This is a genomic window from Dyella mobilis, assembly GCF_016904945.1.
GTDB classification, from domain to species: Bacteria; Pseudomonadota; Gammaproteobacteria; order Xanthomonadales; family Rhodanobacteraceae; genus Dyella_B; species Dyella_B mobilis.
Genome location: NZ_JADIKF010000038.1, coordinates 36,340 through 53,318, shown reverse-complemented (window position 1 = coordinate 53,318; position 16,979 = coordinate 36,340). Strand labels below are relative to the sequence as shown.

Genomic DNA, 16,979 nt, shown 5'->3' with positions numbered 1-16,979 from the left:
GCTGGATCCCAGCTTTCGCTGGGATGACGGTTTTGAGAGATTGGTTTGTCGTGTGGGTTGTGGGTTTTCGGTGGTGTGAACAAAAAAAGCCCCGCGTTTGCGGGGCTTTTTGCTGGTGCTTGCTGCGCGTGGCTTAGTCGATGTCGAGGAAGCTGCGCAGTTGTTCGGAGCGGCTGGGGTGGCGCAGTTTGCGCAGGGCCTTGGCTTCGATCTGGCGGATGCGTTCGCGGGTTACGTCGAACTGCTTGCCGACTTCTTCCAGCGTGTGATCGGTGTTCATGTCGATGCCGAAGCGCATGCGCAGCACTTTCGCTTCACGCGGGGTGAGGCCGGCGAGGACGTCGCGCACGGTTTCGACGAGACCCGTTTCCGTCGCCGATTCGATCGGCGAGCTGGCGTTGGTGTCTTCGATGAAGTCGCCCAGATGCGAATCTTCGTCGTCGCCGATGGGGGTTTCCATCGAGATCGGTTCTTTGGCGATCTTCAGCACCTTGCGGATCTTGTCTTCCGGCATGTCCATTTCTTTGGACAGTTCTTCCGGCGTCGGCTCGCGACCGAACTGCTGCAGCATCTGGCGGGAGATGCGGTTGAGCTTGTTGATCGTTTCGATCATGTGCACCGGAATACGGATGGTGCGGGCCTGGTCGGCGATCGAGCGCGTGATGGCCTGGCGAATCCACCAGGTGGCATACGTGGAGAACTTGTAGCCGCGGCGGTATTCGAACTTGTCCACGGCCTTCATCAGGCCGATGTTGCCTTCCTGGATGAGGTCGAGGAATTGCAGGCCGCGGTTGGTGTACTTCTTGGCGATGGAGATCACCAGACGCAGGTTGGCCTCCACCATTTCCTTCTTGGCGCGGCGTGCCTTGGCCTCGCCCACCGACATGCTGCGGTTGATTTCCTTGATGTCGGTCAGCGGCAGGAACAGCTTCTTTTCGATGTTCTGCAGTTTTTCCTGCTCGCCGTCGATCTGCTCGCGATAGGTCTTGATGTTGGGCGACCACTTCTGGCGCTTGCGGCCAAGCTCTTCGGCCCACTCGAGGTTGCCCTCGTTGCTGGGGAACGCCTTGAGGAATTCGGCCTTGGGCATCTTGACGTGCTTGACGAAGATTTCCATCAGCACGCGCTCGTGGTGACGGATGTCGCCCACCACTTCGCGCAGCTTGCGCACGAAGCTGTCGATCAGCGCGGACGGCAGCTTGAGCTTGAGGAACTCCTCGGCCATCTGGTCGCGCAGCTTGGTGACTTTCTTGTCGTTGATGTCGGTCGCCTTGGGGGCGGCCTTCTGGAATTTGCCGTAGTAGTCGCGCAGCAGCTCCATGCGACGCTTCACTTCTTCCGGATCGGGACCGCTGGGGCCGGCTTCTTCGTCGTCGCTGGCGCCTTCGACACCTTCCTCTTCGTCTTCGTCGGCTTCGCCATCGGCGCCTATTTCCTCGGCTTCGGCCAGGGCGGCGTCGGCGGCCTGCTCCAGGTCGGCGAAACCGGCCAGGATTTCGCTGAGGCGGCGCTTGCCGTCCAGATGCTGGTCGTATTCTTCCAGCAGCAGCTCGATGGTCAGCGGGAAGCTGGCCAGGGCGGTCTGCACCTGGGTGAGGCCTTCTTCGATGCGCTTGGCGATGGCGATTTCGCCTTCGCGGGTGAGCAGTTCCACCGTACCCATTTCACGCATGTACATGCGCACGGGGTCGGTGGTGCGGCCCACTTCGGCGTCCACGGCGGAGAGCAGCGCCACGGCTTCTTCGGCGGCGGCTTCGTCGTCGGTGGAGGCGCCGGGGGCGTTGTCGGCCAGCGGGTCGGCATCCGGGGCGGCGTCGTGCACGTCAATGCCGACGCCCTTGAGCACCGCCATGATGTCTTCGATCTGCTCCGGATCGACGATGTCGTCGGGGAGGTGATCGTTGATCTCGGCGTAAGTCAGATAGCCCTGCTCCAAACCCTTGGAGATGAGCGCTTTAATTTCCGACTGTTGCTCGTGGGCTTTGTTATTCATACCGACCGCCGCGGGATAGGAACCAATCAGTATAGCGATGTGCTGCTTTTTTGACCAGTTTCAAGTGGAAAAATTCGGACGCACACCCACGCAAAAATCGCGCCAAATAGCGGATTTCTGCGTAAATGCACGTAGTTTCAAATCGTCGTTGCGCGTGCTGCGTGCTTAACGCACGTCGAGCCAGAACGTTACGGGACCATCGTTCACCAGGTGCACTTGCATATGGGCACCGAAGCGACCGATTTCCACCTTTGGGTGCGCCGATTTCGCCAATTCGACCAGCCGCTCGAACCAGCGCCGGCCATGTTCCGGCGCTGCGGCGCTGGTGAAACTGGGGCGCATGCCCGAGCGGGTATCGGCGGCCAGGGTGAACTGGCTGACCAGCAGCAGGCCGCCGCCAGTGTCCGTCAGGGAACGGTTCATCTTGCCGGCCTCGTCGGAGAACACCCGGTAGCCGAGCAGGCGTTCCAGCATGCGTTTGGCCTGTGCCTCGCCATCCTCCGGCTGTACCGCCACCAGGGCCAGCAGGCCGGGGCCGATGGCGCCCACGGTTTCGGTCTCGACATCGACACGCGCGGAAAGGACGCGCTGGATCAGGGCGATCATGGATTGCGTGCTGGGAGTTGGGTACGTGCGACAACTTTGCAGGGGAATGGCTGGGTGGGTAAAGAGGCGTGGTTCGGCGGCGGGTGTCGTCGCCATGGAAAGGGTAGGTAGGTTCTTTCTTGTCAACGGCAGGAAGCGGTGCGGCTTGAGCCGGTGCTTTTGCTCCCTCTCCCCTCCGGGGAGAGGGCTGGGGTGAGGGGGCGCTCTTGGTCTGGAGCCAATTCAAAGAGCGATGCTCCTGAGCCTCAGCGCAAGCCGTGGCCCCTCACCTCGATCCTCTCTCCCACGGGACTAGCCTTGCGTCGCCCAGAGGGGAGAGGAGGAAGAGCGCGCTTCCTCACTCAGCCTCCGCCTCGAGGCCGCTCGCCACTCACCGGCCATCCCTTTACCCTTACGCGTCCGCTCCAACACGTTTCCATCCATGCGCCCCGATATCTACCTGGTCTACTTGCTGCTGCGCCTGTTGGGGCTTTTGCCGTTGCGCTGGCTGCAGGCGTTGGGGGCGGGGTTCGGGCGGCTGGCCTTGCGGCGCGGCGGGAAGATGGCGCGCTACACGGCGGTGAATCTCGCCATTGCGCGGCCCGATTTGAGCGCCAAGGCGCGCGCGAAGCTGGTGCGCGACGCGATGTTCGAGGGCGGCAAGTCGATCACCGAGATCGTGAAAATCTGGGGCGCCGGTGCCGAGCGGGCGCTTGGACTGGTGCGCGAGGTGCGCGGCGAGGCGCTGTTCGACGCGGCGCTGGCGTCGGGCAAGGGCGTGATCATCGCGGCGCCGCATCTGGGCTGCTGGGAACTGCTCAACTACTGGCTGTGCCGCAAAACACCGATGGCGATTCTGTATCGCCCGCCGCGCATTGCCGCGGTGGAAGCGCTGCTGCGCAAAGTGCGTGGCGCGCTGGCGCCGGAGCAGGTGCGTGCCGAAGGTGCCGGCGTGCGTACCTTGTACAAGCGGCTGGCGGGCGGCGGCACGGTGGGCATTCTGCCGGACCAGAAACCGCGTGCGGGCGAGGGCGAATTCGCAGAGTTCTTCGGGCGCGAGGCGATGACCATGGTGTTGTTGCCGCGCTTGGCGGCGCGTACCGGCGCCACGGTGTTGTTCGCCTTCGCCGAACGCTTGCCGCGCGGCGAGGGGTATCGCATCCATTTTCTGCCGGCGCCGCAAGGTTTGGCCGACGACGATCTGCCGCGTGCGTGTGCAGCGCTCAATCGCGGCGTGGAGGATTGCGTGAATATCGCCTTCGCGCAGTATCAGTGGCATTACAAGCGCTATTCGGCGGATAACCGGCCGAGTCCGTACGATTGATATCCCGCGCAAATGTGTAGGTTGGGTTAGCGCAGCGTAACCCAACGGTTTCACCGGGTTGGCAAGAGCTGTTGGGTTACGTTGCGCTAACCCAACCTACGGTTGTTCTTTTTCCAACCGCCGCAAGAACACCGTCATCTCTTTTTCTGCCTGCTTGTCGCCGCGCTTCTGCGCCACGGCAATACCGCTTCGCCACGCCTGTGCAGCGCCGTCGTTGTCGCCGCTGGCGAGGCAGGCCTTGCCCAATAATTTCCACGCTGCCGAATAGTTCGCGTCGAACGCAACGGCGCGGCGAAATTCTTCCATGGCGGCCGCGTGTTCGCCTTGTTCCAGCAGCGCATTGCCGAGCGAGAAGCGCAGCAGTGCTCCGTCGCGCGGGCCGTTGCATTGCGCGCGCAGGCCGGCGATCAGCGATGCGTTCACGGCTGCGCGCCGTATTGCACGGTGGCTGGCGCGGGGAAGACGGTGGGCGGCTGGGCGGGTTCGGACGGGGTGCGTCCTGCGCGCAGATCCGCCAGGGTCGAAGCCGGCCACACTTCGATCCACGACGAGCGGAACGGCTGCACCAGCAGCGCGTAGCGCAGGGCAGTCTCGTCGAGATTGCTCGGATGGGTGAGGATCAGGCCGTTCGGGTGGTCCTTGGCGAAATCCTGTATGGCCTCGGGGGTCCACAGCTCGGTGATCGGGTCGTTCAGCCGGCCGGAAAAGTGGTACTGGCCTTCGTAGTTACCCTCGATCGCCACCGGCTGGTGATTGGCCTGCGCGGCCGAGACCGCCGCCGTTGCGGGACCCAGGTCGTACTTGTGCCACAGCGTGAGCGTGAAAAGGGTATTGAGCGCGAGCACGCCGACCAGTCCGGCCAGCGCCACGCGGCGCATTTCGCCGCGCCCGCGCACCAGCAGCAGGCAACCCAACAGCAGGAACATCACGCTGAAGGTGCGGCTGAAAGGTGCGGCGCCTTCCACCCATTCGTTGAGCAGCACGTGACCGTGTGCGATGTAAGGCAGTGCAAACAGCAGCACGGCGAAGAGGATGCTGCCGATGCCCAGCGGCCAGCTGCCCAGCCAATAATGCTCGGCCAGCTTTGCGTGCCGTTCGCGCAGCACGGCGATGGCGCCGGCCACCAGCAACATCCAGCCGGTGAATTCCGGCAGCAGGTAGTACCACTGCTTGCCGCTGATGATCGAAAACACCAGGAACGACGGCACCAGCCAATACAGTGCAAAGCGCAGCCCCTGATCCAGCGGCCTGCGCAGCGCACCCAGCGCGACCCATGCGCGCGGCCACGCGCTGAAGGGGAACAGCAACATCGGCAGCGACAGCAGGTACCAGCCGAACCAGCGCGGATGGCTTTGCAGTTTTTGATCGCTCTGCACGCCTTTGACTACGCGCCCCGCGGTCTGGGTGAAGAACAGGCGATGGCGATAGGCCTCGCCGCCGCTGAAACCGGCGGGAATGGCCCAGGCCAGCAGCATGGCGAAGCCGAGCAGAACGGCCAGCAAGCCGCGGCCGTACCAGCGCGCGCGATGTTCGCGCGCCCAGTCGTTCCACAGCGGACCGAGCAGCCACGGGAACGCGATGTGCAGCAGCATCACCGGACCCTTGGTGAGCAGGCCCGCACCGATCAGCAGCCCGAACAGCAGCCAGCGCGGCTCGGCGCGTTGGGGTTTCGGCGTGAGGCAAAGCAGTGCGCCCAGCACGAAGTCGGTCAGCAGCACCTCGTACATGATCTGCTGGCCGAACAGGAACGCATACGACAGCGCCATCAGCATCCACGGCGTGGCCTTGGCCACCCACGGGCGATTCGGGAACAGGCGCCGCGCCAGTACGCACGCGAGTACCAATTGGACCGCGCCGAAGATCACTTCGAGCAGGCGCGGCCAGATGTCGTTGACGCCGAACACGAGCCAGCCGGCGTGGATCAGCCAGAACAGCAGCGGCACTTTTTCGCTATAGGGCTGGCCGTTGATGTATGGCACCAGCCAGTGGTGCTCGTTCCACATTTCCCAGGCCACGGCGAGTGTGCGCGTGGAGTAGAGCGGCATCGGGCCGTGCGAGAAAATCGCGATCAGGGCGACGACCACCCACAGTGGCAGCCACGGCCACAGGGCGCGCAGGTTTTCGGATCGGCGATAGCTGTTAGGGGACAAAGTTATGCCATCCGGCTTGGGTGTCGAAATTCTACTGAGCTGAAGGGGTGAACTGGCGGTGAGCGCCTGGGCGCTCAGGCCGGCCCCCAATAGCCGATGCGGCGGCGCAATTTGAATTTGCGCCAGAAATTCAATGGCTTGCGCTTGCGATTGCGACCGCCGCCGGCGATGAACGCGTCGATCGCGTCAAGCACGCGTTCACTTGAGTGGCCGTCGCGATACGGGTGAATGGCGTCGCCGAAATCCCGGATCGCCTGCATCAGCTCGGGCGGGCGCGCCAGGGCGCGTTCGATCGCCGGCTCAAATTGGGCCGGATCGTCGATGTCGATCAGCTGCGGGCCGGGCGCGCGGTTCTTGAAGGTCACCACCGGCTTGCCGGTGAGCAGGAATTCGCTGAGGGCCGAGGAGGTGTCCGAGCACATCATGTCGACCTGCGGGAACAGGTCCAGGATGTTGTCGTTTTCGGCGAAGGTGAGGTACTCGTTTTGCAGCGCCTTGTACTTCGCCGTGGTTTCCGGATTCATCTTGGGATGGAAGGTGATGATCCAGTGCCAGCGACCGTCGCGCGACAGACGCTTCACTTCTTCGTACAAGGTTTCCGCCGCGCTCCACGAAGGCGAGAACGTGGAGTGGTAGAGAATCACCGGCGGCTTGCGCACAGGGGGCAGCGGGCCGGCGATCTCTTTCATGAAGGGATCGAGCTTGGGCCAGCCGGTTTCGGTCACGCTGAAATGGCCAAGCTTTTTCGCCAGCGCGCCGAACTGGGCGGTGTCCTTCGGGCCGGTGGTGCAATACAGGTCGAAGAAGCCGCGGATATACACGTGCCGCGGCTTGCCTGCGTTGAAGCCGTGGAAGGTTTCAACCTTCACGCCGGGAAAGAAATGCGGCAGGTGGTTGCCGGGTGTGATGACCGCGATCGGCTTCCAGCGGCGCACTTCTTCCACGCTGAGCAGGCGCTCGCCTTCGACCAGATCGCTTGCGCCGGGGCCGTCGAAGAACCAGGCGGTTTCGTCGCCGCGCGCGCGGATGGCGTCCTGCAGCGGGCGCAGGATGGCGAGCGCGTAGCGCTCCGAGCCGTATAGCAGGTAATGCTTCTTTTGAGCGGGCGTGGGCATCAGTGATCCAGTCCGCTGCGGGTCAGGGCCGCGGCGGCAGTGTCGCGAGAAGCCGGATTTTGCCGCATCTCGTAGTAGCGCATGCGTTTGTAGGCGGCGTAGCTCGCTGCCGTCTGCGCGATGGCGTAGCCGCGCCAGCCGTCGAGAAAGCCCAGGCGCAGGAAGTAGTCCTTGATGAAGGCCAGCCCAAACACGAACGGGGTCTGCCACATGCGCGCGGACTTGTCCTTGTCGAGCCAGTCGCGGCACTTGAGTTCGGAGTACAGCAGCACCTTGAGCTGCTTCTCGACCAGGCTGGGGTTGTTGTCGTGCAGGAACGGCGCATCGAGCGTGATCGCCGGCCCTTGGCATTGCAGTGACTCGTGCACGCGCACGTCGCTCCAGCGGGCGCGGTCGCGGTGGTAGAGACGGGCCATCTTTTCGCCTACCGCCGGGCGATACCAGCGCATGGGGCGGCCCATGTAGATGAGATGCCGGCGCAGGATGGCCGCGGCGGCATCGCTTTCCATCAATCCGGGCAGGCGTTGCTGCAGCTCTTCGATCAGGGCTGGCGTGAGGTATTCGTCGGCATCCAGCGCAAGAATCCACGGGTGGCTGCACTGCGTGGCGGCAAAATTGCGCTGCGGGCCGAAGCCTAGCCAATCCTGATGCACCACGCGCGCACCGTGCGCCTGTGCAATGGCGACGGTGTCGTCGGTGCTGCCGCTGTCGACGACCAGTTTTTCGGCGGCAAACGGCACGCTGTCCAGGCAGCGCGCGATTTTTTGCGCCTCATTGCGGGTGATCACAACGAGCGTGAGCGGAAGAAGATGCGCCATGCGTACATTCTAGCGGGCATCCGGCCGAATCCGTGCACGTGGCACGTGACCGGGTCGGCGCGTTCGGGACACGCTTCATTTTGCCCGGATGCATTGGGTTAAGATGCGGTCGCTAAGGGAAGTGTTCGTGTCGGAACCCTTGCGGGCTCGAGGTCTTGCCGCTTCGCATGGGGAAATGAATGCATCGGCGTTTCCTGGATTTTGAATGAGAAACCGAGATCGTCATGTCCCAGACACCCGTGGCCAGCGTTACCTTGATGGTCTCCACCTACAATTGGAAAGAAGCCCTGGCGCTGGCCCTGCACAGCGTTGCCGGGCAAACCCGCCTGCCCGATGAGGTGGTCGTGGTCGACGACGGTTCGCGCGAAGACACTGCCGAACTGCTGCGTGCGATTGCCAAGACCTTTCCCGTGCCGCTGCGGCACGTCTGGCAGCCCGATGACGGTTTCCGCAAGGCGCGCATCCTCAATCGCGGCATCGCGGCGGCGCGTGGCGAATATGTGATCCAGTTCGACGGCGACATGCTGCTGCACCCCCGTTTCGTGGAAGACCACCTGCGCCTGGCGCAACCGGGCCGCTTTCTGCAGGGCACGCGCATCCGCACCACCGATGCGGAGACCGCACGCCTGCTCGGCGGCGGCGAGCCTCGCTTCGGCTTGTTCGTCGATGCCTATTTCCGCGACGACCGCGATCGCAGCACCTATCACTTCGGACGGCGCCATCACACGTTGCGATTGCCGTGGCTGGCGCGCATCAAGTCGCGTTCCACCGGGCATCCGATGGGTTGCAACGTCAGTTTCTGGCGCGAGGACCTGGTGCGCGTCAACGGCTACGACGAGCGCATGCACGGCTACGGCAGCGAGGATCTGGAAATCGACATCCGCCTGCGCAATGCCGGCCTGCGCCGCAGCCAGATCAAATTCGCAGCGCTGGCGCTGCATTTGGAGCATCGCAGCGTGTCGAACCAGGACCCGAGTGATCCGGAACTGCCCAATAACAAGCTGATGCACGTCACCGTGGAGCAGCGCCTGGTTCGTACCGAGTTCGGCCTGGACAAGCATCTGGCCGATTTCGCGCAGTCGCCGGCGGACCTGCGCACGTCAGCAGGCCAGCACGCATGAGCGATCTGATGGCGGCAACCAAGGTGTGGGGCGACCCGGACGACACCGCCTTCACCGGCTGGATGCGCCGCGTGATGGTGGTGGGCATGGTGTGGCTGGTGGTCGGCATGGCGGTGATGCCGTCCGGCCCTTCCTACAATCCCAGCAAGGCCTACCAATATGTGCTGGCGCTGACGCTGTGGCTGCCGGCGATCATCCTGACGGCCAGCCATCCGCGTCGGGTGCTGGCGTTTTTTCGCCTGCCGTTGATGTCGTGGTCCGTCGTCCTGCTGATCTGGGGCTGGATATCGCTGTGTTGGACGCATGCGGTGCGCCCGGCGGATGAAGTCGCGCGCAACCTGAGCATCCTGCTGTTTCTGTTCGCCTGCCAATGGGTCTTCGGTGCGAATGCTTTGCGCACCCGGCGCATGCTGGTTTTTTGCAGCATGGTCATGGCGGCGGTGGCGGCGGCGATCCTCGTGCACTACGGGCTGCATCCGCCTGCCGGTGGGCGCCTGGTCGGCGTGGGTGTGATGGCCAACTCCAATCTCGCCGCGGCCGGCATGGCGGCGGCCATGCTGTGGCTTTGGCCGTGGCAAGTGGAAAGGGGGCGCTGGATGTTGGCCAAATGGCTGGCGATCAGCGTGCTGATCCTGTTCGTGCTGCTTACCTTTACGCGCAGCGCATGGGCCGGCATGTTCGCCGCCCTGGTGGCACTGGTGTTGTGCCGGGGCGGTCCCCGCGCATGGCTGTACGCCGGGCTGATCTGCGTATTGGGTGCGCTGGGCGCGCTGGCCGGGCTGCACGTTCTGCTGGAACGTGGCTGGTCGCTGCGGCCGCAGATCTTCGCGCAGTCGATGGATCTGATCAGTCAGCACCCGCTGCTTGGACTGGGGCAGGGCAGCGCGTTCCAGATCGACGCGGGCACCGAGGTGCTGGATCACGCGCACAACATGTTCGCCCAGCTGGCGATCGAGTTGGGTGTGCCGGCCTTGTTGCTGTGGCTGGGCATCTGGCTGACGCTGGGGTGGCGCGCATGGAGCCATCGGCACCTGGCGCTGGGGCAGGTGGTGCTCGGCTTGTGGGTGTTTGCCACGGTGGCGGTGCAGTTCGATCTGCCACACCTGCTCGACAGCCCGCGTCCCGGCTGGCTGATCACCTGGCTGCCGCTGGCCCTGGCCACGATGTTCGATCGGCAGGACGCGAAACCGGCAAGCCAGGCATGAACGTTTCGCTGATCATCATCACGTACAACTGGCCGACGGCCTTGCAGCGCACGCTGGAAACCGTGGCCATGCAAACGCGCCTGCCCGACGAGGTGCTGATTGCCGATGACGGTTCCGGCCCGGACACCGCCGAGGTGGTCGCGCGCGCCGCCGCGCAACTGCCGGTTCCGGTCAGGCACATCTGGCAGGAAGACCTGGGTTTTCGTGCCGCGCGTTGCCGCAATCGAGGCATTGCCGCGAGCACCGGCAATTATGTGGTGCTATTGGATGGGGACATGCTGATGCATCCCCGCTTCATTGCCGATCACGTGATGCTGGCCGAGCCGGGCTTTTTTTTGCAGGGCGGCAGATTGAAGGCCAATCATCTGGAAAGCCAGCGCCTGCTGGCCGGCGGACGCGCGGTCTACACGCCGTGGGTCAAGGCGAACTTCCACGAGTTCGACGGCACCCGCCGGCTCTACGCGTTTCGCCAGCCGATGCTGGCGCGCTGGAAAGCCCGCTCGCGCAACGGCGGCCGGGTGATGAGTTGCAACATGAGCTTCTGGCGCGACGACCTGCTGCGCGTCAACGGTTTCGACGAACGCATGGAAGGCTACGGTGCGGAAGATCGCGAACTGGTGGTGCGCCTGGAAAACGCCGGCCTGCGCCGGCGCGCATTGAAGTGGGCGGCCCTGGCGATGCATCTGGAGCATTCGTCGCGTGCGCAGGATTGGGTGAATGATCCGTCGCTACCCAACAACCAGTTGCTCCAGGCCAGCATCGATCAGCGGCTGGTGCGTTGCGAGCGCGGTATCGATCAACACGTGGCGGAATTTGCTGCGGTTTCCTGATCCAGTGCGCGCAGCGCCTCGCGCAGCCGGCGCGGAAAATCGGCGTGATTGTCTTCATACCAGCGCCGCGCCGCCTGGCCCATCTGTTCGGCCGCGCTCGCATCCAGGTGCAGGCAGCGTTCGACGGTTTGCTCCATCGCCGCTTCTTCGAAGCCGTACAGCGTGGCGAGATCCTGCGTGCCCGCTGCCTGCGCCGGCACGAGCAGGCCGCGCTCAGGTGTGATCAGTTCATTCATCGGTTCGGCATCGAGCGTTACGACCACCGCGCCGCAACTCATCGCTTCGACCAGGTAGTGGCCATAGCCTTCGGTTTGCGAAGGGCATAGATGGAAGCGGTGCTCGTTTTGCAGGCGGCGATAGTCGGCGTCGCTGAGGTGTTCGCGAATCAGGGTCACGTTGGCGGGCAATGCGTCGATTTCAACGCGCTTGCGTCGCCACACCACGGTCAGCGTCGGCCATTCCGGATGCTTCTTCCACAACGCCAGCAACGCCTGGGTGCCCTTGTTTCCGCTGCGGCCGGGGCCGTGGAAAAAAGCCTGGCGGCGAGGCACCGCGGGGTCGAGGCGATCGGGGCTGGTAAAGCCGATGTAGCAGGTGCGTGCGCCGAGCGCCTGGAACAGCCGTTCGGCATGACGCGTTTTCACCCACGTCAGATCCATGCCGGGCAGCGCTGCGCGATCCTGCGTGCGGAAATATTCCGGGTTGGGGATCAGCACGTTGCGTCGCGCCGCGCGTTGGAATTCCGGGCGAATGCGCTCGAACATCACGTTCACGTCGAATGCCGGGCTTTTGCGCGCAAGTTGCAGGCGCGTCAGCCATTCCGCCAGGCGGCCGCGATGCGGCAGGCCCAGCGTTTGCGTGTCGCATCCGGCGCGCTGCAAGGCATCGGCCAGCAGCGGCAGGTCGCGGCTGAGCCCGGCACCGTTGTCGCGCGCGATCAGCTGGCAGCGCAGTGGTGTGGAATCAGGGGCTGCCATCTTCCGTTTCCGTGGCTTCGTCGCTGTTCTTGGGTACGCAGCCGGAAATCACGGCGTCGGCCTTGAATAACCACCAGTCGCGGCGATTGGCGTGGCCGATGTTGATGCCTTTGCTGCGATCCACGCATGGGCCCATGGAGGGTTCCTGGATAAACAGCCAGCGGGTGGCCGGCGCGGCGGCCTGCCATTGCACGGCGTGTACGAACTGTTGCGAAGTGGGCGTGCTGAAGCCGAAGTCGACCGCAGGGCGATCTAGCATGAGCAGGTTCTGCTCTTTCCAGTCGATCAGCCCGATCTCGTCGTGCGGCCCCAGATGTTTGCGCACATTGGCCATCAGCTCGGAGGCGGAGCTGCTGTCGTTGAGCAGCGGATATCCCCACAAACCCCACACCATCCACAGCGCGAGCATGCCGCCGACGATGGCGTAGTGCATGCGGCGCCAGCGGAATATCGCAAGCGCCAGCCATTGCGAGGCGCCGATGGCGACGCACATCCACCACAGGCTGTCGGCCGGGCCGTCGAAGCCACGCTCATAGGCCAACCGGGTGGTGAAGGCCGGATGCGCATGCAAGGCGTAGAAGCCAAGTCCCAGCATGCAGCCGCCGGTGGCGATCAGGAACAGTGCGCCGAGTGCGCGCAGCCAGCGCGTGGACAGCATGGTTTCCAGATAAGGCGCGGTAATCAGCGCCACCATCGGCAGCATCGGCAGAATGTAGACGTCGCGCTTGCCCTTGGAGGCGCTGAAGAACAGCAGCACCAGCAGCGACCATGCAAGCGGCAGCAGGATGCGCGCATCCTTGGCTTTCAGCCCCTGCCACCAGCGCACGAAGCTGCCGGGAAAGGTCAACGACAAGGGCAGCCAGTTGTAGAGCAGGATCGGCAGGTAATAGAACGCCGAATGCACGTGCTGCCAGGCATGTGCGTAACGCCCCGCGGTCTGGTGGAACAGGATGTTGTTGACGTAGGCGGCGTAAGCCGGATTGTCGCTATGCATGCGCGCTGCCAGCAGCATCGGGACCAGCCAGACGCCGATGGCCGCCAAGGTTGCCGGGAGGCCGAGCAGCCAGCGCCACCACGCGCTGGCGCCCATGACGGCGATGCCGTTCCATTTTTGCCGCGCCGCCCACGCATAAGGCAGCAGCATGAATAGCGCGAGGAAACCCACGCCCTTGGTGATTACGCCCAATCCGGCGCAGAAGCAGCCGAACCAATACATGCGCCAGTTCGGCCCGCACAACAGATGGCGCAGCAGTCCCCAGTTGGCGGCGGTGATCCAGAACACCACCAGCGGATCGATCTGCGCACGCTTGGCCTGGAACACGAACTGGATGCACATCAGTGCGGCCATCGCGGCATACACACCGACTTTGCGATTCCACAATCGCCGTCCGAGATCGTAGACGAGCAACAGCGTGCCCAATGCCGACAAGAACGAAGGCAGCATGAAAGCGATGCGCCAGTTGCGCACGATTTCGAAACTGGCCGCTTCCAGCCACATCAGCATTGGCGGCTTGTCGGCATACAGCTCCATGCCGCGATGCGGGAACATCCAGTCGCCGCTTTCCACCATCTGCTTGGCGGCGAGCGTGAAACGCGGTTCGTCCGACGGCCACGGATCGCGCAGGCCGATACCGATGCCGAGCATCACGATGGTGAACAGCAGCATCAGCCAGAACTGGCGGCGTTCCTGAGTGGTCGCTCGCTCTCCTGCGGAGAGTGGGGCGTGATGGGCTGCGCTGGCCATAGATCCCGTGGGCTTCGGTGTGGCTTGGAATAGGCTATTGGAACAAACGAGTCTTACCGCAAGATTGGCCTCTCGCCCCGGCCCTCTCCAGAGAGAGGGGAAGTAGCGCTAGCACCGCTCGAACACGGCATAGTACATGCCGTCGAGATCCCCATCGCCGGGCAGGATCTGCCAGCCAGCGGCGGCGGCCTGTCCGACCGGAAGCTGCATGGGCGCCTCTTTCGCATCGTTGCGCGCGGCAAAGAAGCCGTCGACGACGGCCTCGTTTTCGACACGCAGCAGCGAGCAGGTGATGTAGACCAGGCGTCCGCCCGGGGCCAGCAACGGCCACAGTGCTGCAAGGATGCGCCGCTGTTGCGTCACCAGTGCCTCGATGTCGCTGGCGCGGCGGTGCAGGCGTACGTCGGGGCGGCGGCGCAGCACGCCGGTGGCCGAGCAGGGCGCATCAATCAGGATGCGGTCGAACGGCTGGCCGTTCCACCACTGGGCGGGCTCGCCGGCATCGCCCACGCAGATCTCGGCGCGCAGGCCCAGGCGATCCAGGTTCTGGCGGATGCGCGTGGCGCGCTTGGCGTCGAATTCCAGCGCGGTGAGTTCGATGTCCGCGCGTTCCAGCAGGTGGCAGGCTTTGCCGCCGGGTGCCGCGCATGCATCGAGCACGCGCTGGCCGTGGCGGATGTCTGCCACATCGGCGGCGATCTGTGCAGCACCGTCCTGTACCGCAAACAGTCCCTGTGCAAAGCCGGGCATGCGGGTGACGTCGGTGCTATGCGGCAACACGATGCCGTCGGCGAGCCAGGGATGCGGATGAGCTTCGTAGCCCTCCGCGTGGAATTGTTCGAGCAGTGCCTCGCGCGCGACGCGGCGGCGATTCGCGCGCAGCATCAATGGCGGTTCGCGATTGCTGTCGGCGAGCACGGCTTCCTGCTGTGCCGGCCAATCCGCAGCAAAGGATTTCGTCAGCCACGTCGGCATCGCGTAGCGTGTCTGCGGTTGCGTATCGAGTGCCGCCAGCAGTTGCTCGCGTTCGCGTTGCCAGCGGCGCAGCACGGCATTGACCAGGCCGGCAAGGCGCGGGCGTTGCAGTGCGCGCGTGGCTTCCACGGTGGCGGCGACGGCGGCGTAGTCCTGCAGTTGCAGGATTTCCAGCTGCACCAGTCCCAGCACCAACAGTGCGTGCACTTCCGGTTCCTTGCGGCGCAGCGGCTTGTCGAGCAGGCGGTCGAGCGCGGCGTCGAAGCGCAGCCACCAGCGTGCGCCGTCGCTGAGCAAGGCCATCATCAGCGCGCGGTCGCGCGGGTCGCGCAGCAGCGGCGCCTTTTTTTCCATGGCCTCGCGCAACGACGTGCCGCGGAGCGCCACATCGGCCAATGCCTGTGCGGCCAGTGCGCGCGTATCGTTCATCGTGCGCTGCGCAGTTCGGGACGAGCGTTGAGATAGTCGGCGGCGGTGATGCGCTTGCCGCCGGCCCGCTGCAGCGCGGTGACGCGCAATGCGCCCTCGCCGCAGGCGATGTCGATGCCGTGGCGATGCGTGCACAGAATGCTACCCGGCGGGGCGGGGCGATCTTGCTCCACCGCTTGCGCCGACCAGATGCGCACGCGCTCGCCGTTGATGTCGCCTTCGGCGACGGGCCATGGATCGAAGGCGCGCACCTGATGTTCCAGTGCAAGCGCCGGGCGCGCGAAATCGAGCAGCGCCTCGGCTTTTTCCAGCTTGTGCGCGTAGACGACGCCGGTTTCCGCTTGTGCCTGCGCCGCCAAGGTTTCGCCGGCCATGACGCGGGCGATACCTTCCATCAGCACGTCGGCGCCGAGCAGCGAGAGCCGGTCGTGCAAAGTGCCGCCGGTGTCTTCACGGCTGATCGGTGTGCGGCGTTCCAGCAATACCGGACCGGTATCCAGGCCGGCTTCCATTTGCATGAGATCGACGCCGCTTTCCGCGTCGCCGGCAAGAATCGCGCGCTGGATCGGCGCGGCGCCGCGCCAGCGCGGCAGCAGGCTGGCGTGCACGTTCCAGCACCCGATGCGCGGAATCGCCAGCACCTTGCGCGAAAGGATCAGGCCGTAGGCCACCACGACCATCAGGTCGGGCCGATAGGCGGCGAGCGTTTCGCGTGCTTCGATCGTCTTGAGGCTTTCCGGTTGCTCGACCGCGATGCCGGCCGCCAAGGCGGCTTCCTTTACCGGGCTGGGTGTCAGCTTGCGACCGCGGCCGGCCGGGCGATCCGGTTGCGTGTAGACGGCCACCACCTCGGCGCCGCTGCCGCGACAGGCTTGCAGGCAGGGGACGGAAAATTCCGGGGTACCGGCGAAAACGATGCGTAAGGGATGCACTGATCTGTTGTTCCGTGTAGGTGGCGCTGATGCTGTCTGTTCGCCGATCACCGGGACGCCGGCGTGGACAAACTGGCTGGCGGTCGAGTCAGCGAACCGACAGTGCCGATGACGCCCGCACGGAACGGATCAGGGTTTCTCTCGATCAAGCGCTTGCAGCCTGCTTGCGTTGCTTCTCCAGCCGCTTGAGCAGGATCGAGCGCTTCAGCGGCGACAGGTAATCGACGAAGACCTTGCCAGCGAGATGATCCATTTCGTGCTGGATGCACACGGCCAGCGGGCCTTCCACTTCCAGCTCGAAGCTTTTGCCTTCGACGTCCTGGGCGCGGACTTTCACTTTCAAGGCGCGGGTGACGTCGGCATAGATGCCGGGGAAGGACAGGCAGCCTTCCTGGTAGACCTGGCTGCCGTCCTTTTCCAGGATCTCGGCGTTGATCAGGGCCAGCGGCTGGTCGCGCTCCTCGCTCATGTCGGCCACCAGCACCCGCTGGTGTACGTTGACCTGGGTGGCGGCCAGGCCCACGCCGTTGGCAGCGTACATCGTCTCGAACATGTCATCGACGAACTGCTTCAATGCAGGGTCGAATACCGTGACCGGCGCAGCCTTGGTGCGCAGCCGGGGGTCGGGGAATTCAAGGATGGTCAGTACGGACATGGCTTTTTACCTCAGGCGCCGGAATTGCGGGCGAATTGGTAAAAAACCAGCCCTGGCGCAGTCTAGAATGTGCTTATTGTACGTGGTTCAACGTGTTGTCGGCGCACGAATTTGCCAACTGGATAC

Annotated in this window: 15 protein-coding genes; 4 read left to right on the top strand and 11 right to left on the bottom strand. The window is 64.3% G+C overall.

Annotated features, from left to right (window positions below; translation table 11 throughout):
• Positions 1 to 133: 133 nt before the first annotated feature.
• Together rpoD and dtd are read right to left on the bottom strand one after the other, a co-directional pair.
• Complete coding sequence (gene rpoD / locus ISS99_RS07875; RefSeq protein WP_204631066.1) at positions 134 to 1,993, bottom strand: RNA polymerase sigma factor RpoD; 1,860 nt, start codon at positions 1,991 to 1,993, stop codon at positions 134 to 136.
• A 165-nt stretch (positions 1,994 to 2,158) separates the two neighbouring features.
• Entirely contained in the window at positions 2,159 to 2,599 is a 441-nt protein-coding gene (gene dtd, locus ISS99_RS07870) for a D-aminoacyl-tRNA deacylase (protein WP_204631065.1), read from the bottom strand.
• Positions 2,600 to 3,020: 421 nt separating this feature from the next.
• Between dtd and ISS99_RS07865 the strand changes: the two genes are divergently transcribed.
• Positions 3,021 to 3,902: an LpxL/LpxP family acyltransferase gene (locus tag ISS99_RS07865; RefSeq protein WP_204631064.1), complete on the top strand. Its 882-nt coding sequence runs from the start codon at positions 3,021 to 3,023 to the stop codon at positions 3,900 to 3,902.
• A 96-nt stretch (positions 3,903 to 3,998) separates the two neighbouring features.
• On the opposite strand, the gene ISS99_RS07860 is transcribed toward ISS99_RS07865, so the two are convergent.
• The 4 genes from ISS99_RS07860 to ISS99_RS07845 all read right to left on the bottom strand — a co-directional run bounded on the left by ISS99_RS07860 (position 3,999) and on the right by ISS99_RS07845 (position 7,985).
• The gene (locus ISS99_RS07860) at positions 3,999 to 4,325 is read right to left on the bottom strand and encodes a tetratricopeptide repeat protein (protein WP_204631063.1); all 327 of its coding nucleotides are present in this window, start codon (positions 4,323 to 4,325) and stop codon (positions 3,999 to 4,001) included.
• Positions 4,322 to 6,052, bottom strand: a complete 1,731-nt coding sequence (locus tag ISS99_RS07855; RefSeq protein WP_204631062.1) for an ArnT family glycosyltransferase — start codon at positions 6,050 to 6,052, stop codon at positions 4,322 to 4,324. Before ISS99_RS07855 ends, ISS99_RS07860 begins: the two co-directional genes overlap by 4 nt.
• 74 nt (positions 6,053 to 6,126) lie before the next feature.
• Positions 6,127 to 7,167, bottom strand: a complete 1,041-nt coding sequence (locus tag ISS99_RS07850; protein WP_204631061.1) for a CDP-glycerol glycerophosphotransferase family protein — start codon at positions 7,165 to 7,167, stop codon at positions 6,127 to 6,129.
• Positions 7,167 to 7,985 carry a glycosyltransferase family 2 protein gene (locus ISS99_RS07845; protein ID WP_204631060.1) on the bottom strand — a complete coding sequence of 273 codons (819 nt, stop codon included), beginning with the start codon at positions 7,983 to 7,985 and terminating at the stop codon, positions 7,167 to 7,169. The genes ISS99_RS07850 and ISS99_RS07845 overlap by 1 nt, the downstream gene beginning before the upstream one ends.
• A 224-nt stretch (positions 7,986 to 8,209) precedes the next feature.
• Here ISS99_RS07845 and ISS99_RS07840 point away from each other — a divergent pair, with 224 nt between their 5' ends.
• The 3 genes from ISS99_RS07840 to ISS99_RS07830 are packed head-to-tail and all read left to right on the top strand — an operon-like array spanning position 8,210 to position 11,141.
• Positions 8,210 to 9,106, top strand: coding sequence for a glycosyltransferase family 2 protein (locus ISS99_RS07840; RefSeq protein ID WP_204631059.1), 897 nt, complete (start codon positions 8,210 to 8,212; stop codon positions 9,104 to 9,106).
• Positions 9,103 to 10,311, top strand: coding sequence for an O-antigen ligase family protein (locus tag ISS99_RS07835; protein ID WP_204631058.1), 1,209 nt, complete (start codon positions 9,103 to 9,105; stop codon positions 10,309 to 10,311). Before ISS99_RS07840 ends, ISS99_RS07835 begins: the two co-directional genes overlap by 4 nt.
• Positions 10,308 to 11,141, top strand: a complete 834-nt coding sequence (locus tag ISS99_RS07830) for a glycosyltransferase family 2 protein (RefSeq protein ID WP_204631057.1) — start codon at positions 10,308 to 10,310, stop codon at positions 11,139 to 11,141. Before ISS99_RS07835 ends, ISS99_RS07830 begins: the two co-directional genes overlap by 4 nt.
• Here the strand turns inward: ISS99_RS07830 and ISS99_RS07825 are convergent.
• The 5 genes from ISS99_RS07825 to def all read right to left on the bottom strand — a co-directional run bounded on the left by ISS99_RS07825 (position 11,108) and on the right by def (position 16,853).
• The gene (locus ISS99_RS07825; protein ID WP_204631056.1) at positions 11,108 to 12,118 is read right to left on the bottom strand and encodes a glycosyltransferase; all 1,011 of its coding nucleotides are present in this window, start codon (positions 12,116 to 12,118) and stop codon (positions 11,108 to 11,110) included. The genes ISS99_RS07830 and ISS99_RS07825 overlap by 34 nt on opposite strands.
• Positions 12,105 to 13,862 carry an ArnT family glycosyltransferase gene (locus ISS99_RS07820; protein WP_204631055.1) on the bottom strand — a complete coding sequence of 586 codons (1,758 nt, stop codon included), beginning with the start codon at positions 13,860 to 13,862 and terminating at the stop codon, positions 12,105 to 12,107. The genes ISS99_RS07825 and ISS99_RS07820 overlap by 14 nt, the downstream gene beginning before the upstream one ends.
• 108 nt (positions 13,863 to 13,970) lie before the next feature.
• Entirely contained in the window at positions 13,971 to 15,266 is a 1,296-nt protein-coding gene (gene rsmB / locus ISS99_RS07815) for a 16S rRNA (cytosine(967)-C(5))-methyltransferase RsmB (protein ID WP_204631054.1), read from the bottom strand.
• Positions 15,263 to 16,198, bottom strand: a complete 936-nt coding sequence (fmt, locus tag ISS99_RS07810) for a methionyl-tRNA formyltransferase (protein WP_204631053.1) — start codon at positions 16,196 to 16,198, stop codon at positions 15,263 to 15,265. Before fmt ends, rsmB begins: the two co-directional genes overlap by 4 nt.
• 145 nt (positions 16,199 to 16,343) lie before the next feature.
• Complete coding sequence (gene def, locus ISS99_RS07805) at positions 16,344 to 16,853, bottom strand: peptide deformylase (protein ID WP_204631052.1); 510 nt, start codon at positions 16,851 to 16,853, stop codon at positions 16,344 to 16,346.
• Positions 16,854 to 16,979: the final 126 nt, after the last annotated feature.

Bases quoted from the DNA above. Each gene is read 5' to 3' on its own strand.
- def (WP_204631052.1), bottom strand. From the start codon at position 16,853: ATGTCCGTACTGACCATCCTTGAATTCCCCGACCCCCGGCTGCGCACC.
- ISS99_RS07830 (WP_204631057.1), top strand. From the start codon at position 10,308: ATGAACGTTTCGCTGATCATCATCACGTACAACTGGCCGACGGCCTTG.
- ISS99_RS07845 (WP_204631060.1), bottom strand. From the start codon at position 7,985: ATGGCGCATCTTCTTCCGCTCACGCTCGTTGTGATCACCCGCAATGAG.
- ISS99_RS07820 (WP_204631055.1), bottom strand. From the start codon at position 13,862: ATGGCCAGCGCAGCCCATCACGCCCCACTCTCCGCAGGAGAGCGAGCG.
- dtd (WP_204631065.1), bottom strand. From the start codon at position 2,599: ATGATCGCCCTGATCCAGCGCGTCCTTTCCGCGCGTGTCGATGTCGAG.
- rpoD (WP_204631066.1), bottom strand. From the start codon at position 1,993: ATGAATAACAAAGCCCACGAGCAACAGTCGGAAATTAAAGCGCTCATC.
- rsmB (WP_204631054.1), bottom strand. From the start codon at position 15,266: ATGAACGATACGCGCGCACTGGCCGCACAGGCATTGGCCGATGTGGCG.
- ISS99_RS07825 (WP_204631056.1), bottom strand. From the start codon at position 12,118: ATGGCAGCCCCTGATTCCACACCACTGCGCTGCCAGCTGATCGCGCGC.
- ISS99_RS07850 (WP_204631061.1), bottom strand. From the start codon at position 7,167: ATGCCCACGCCCGCTCAAAAGAAGCATTACCTGCTATACGGCTCGGAG.
- ISS99_RS07865 (WP_204631064.1), top strand. From the start codon at position 3,021: ATGCGCCCCGATATCTACCTGGTCTACTTGCTGCTGCGCCTGTTGGGG.
- ISS99_RS07840 (WP_204631059.1), top strand. From the start codon at position 8,210: ATGTCCCAGACACCCGTGGCCAGCGTTACCTTGATGGTCTCCACCTAC.
- ISS99_RS07835 (WP_204631058.1), top strand. From the start codon at position 9,103: ATGAGCGATCTGATGGCGGCAACCAAGGTGTGGGGCGACCCGGACGAC.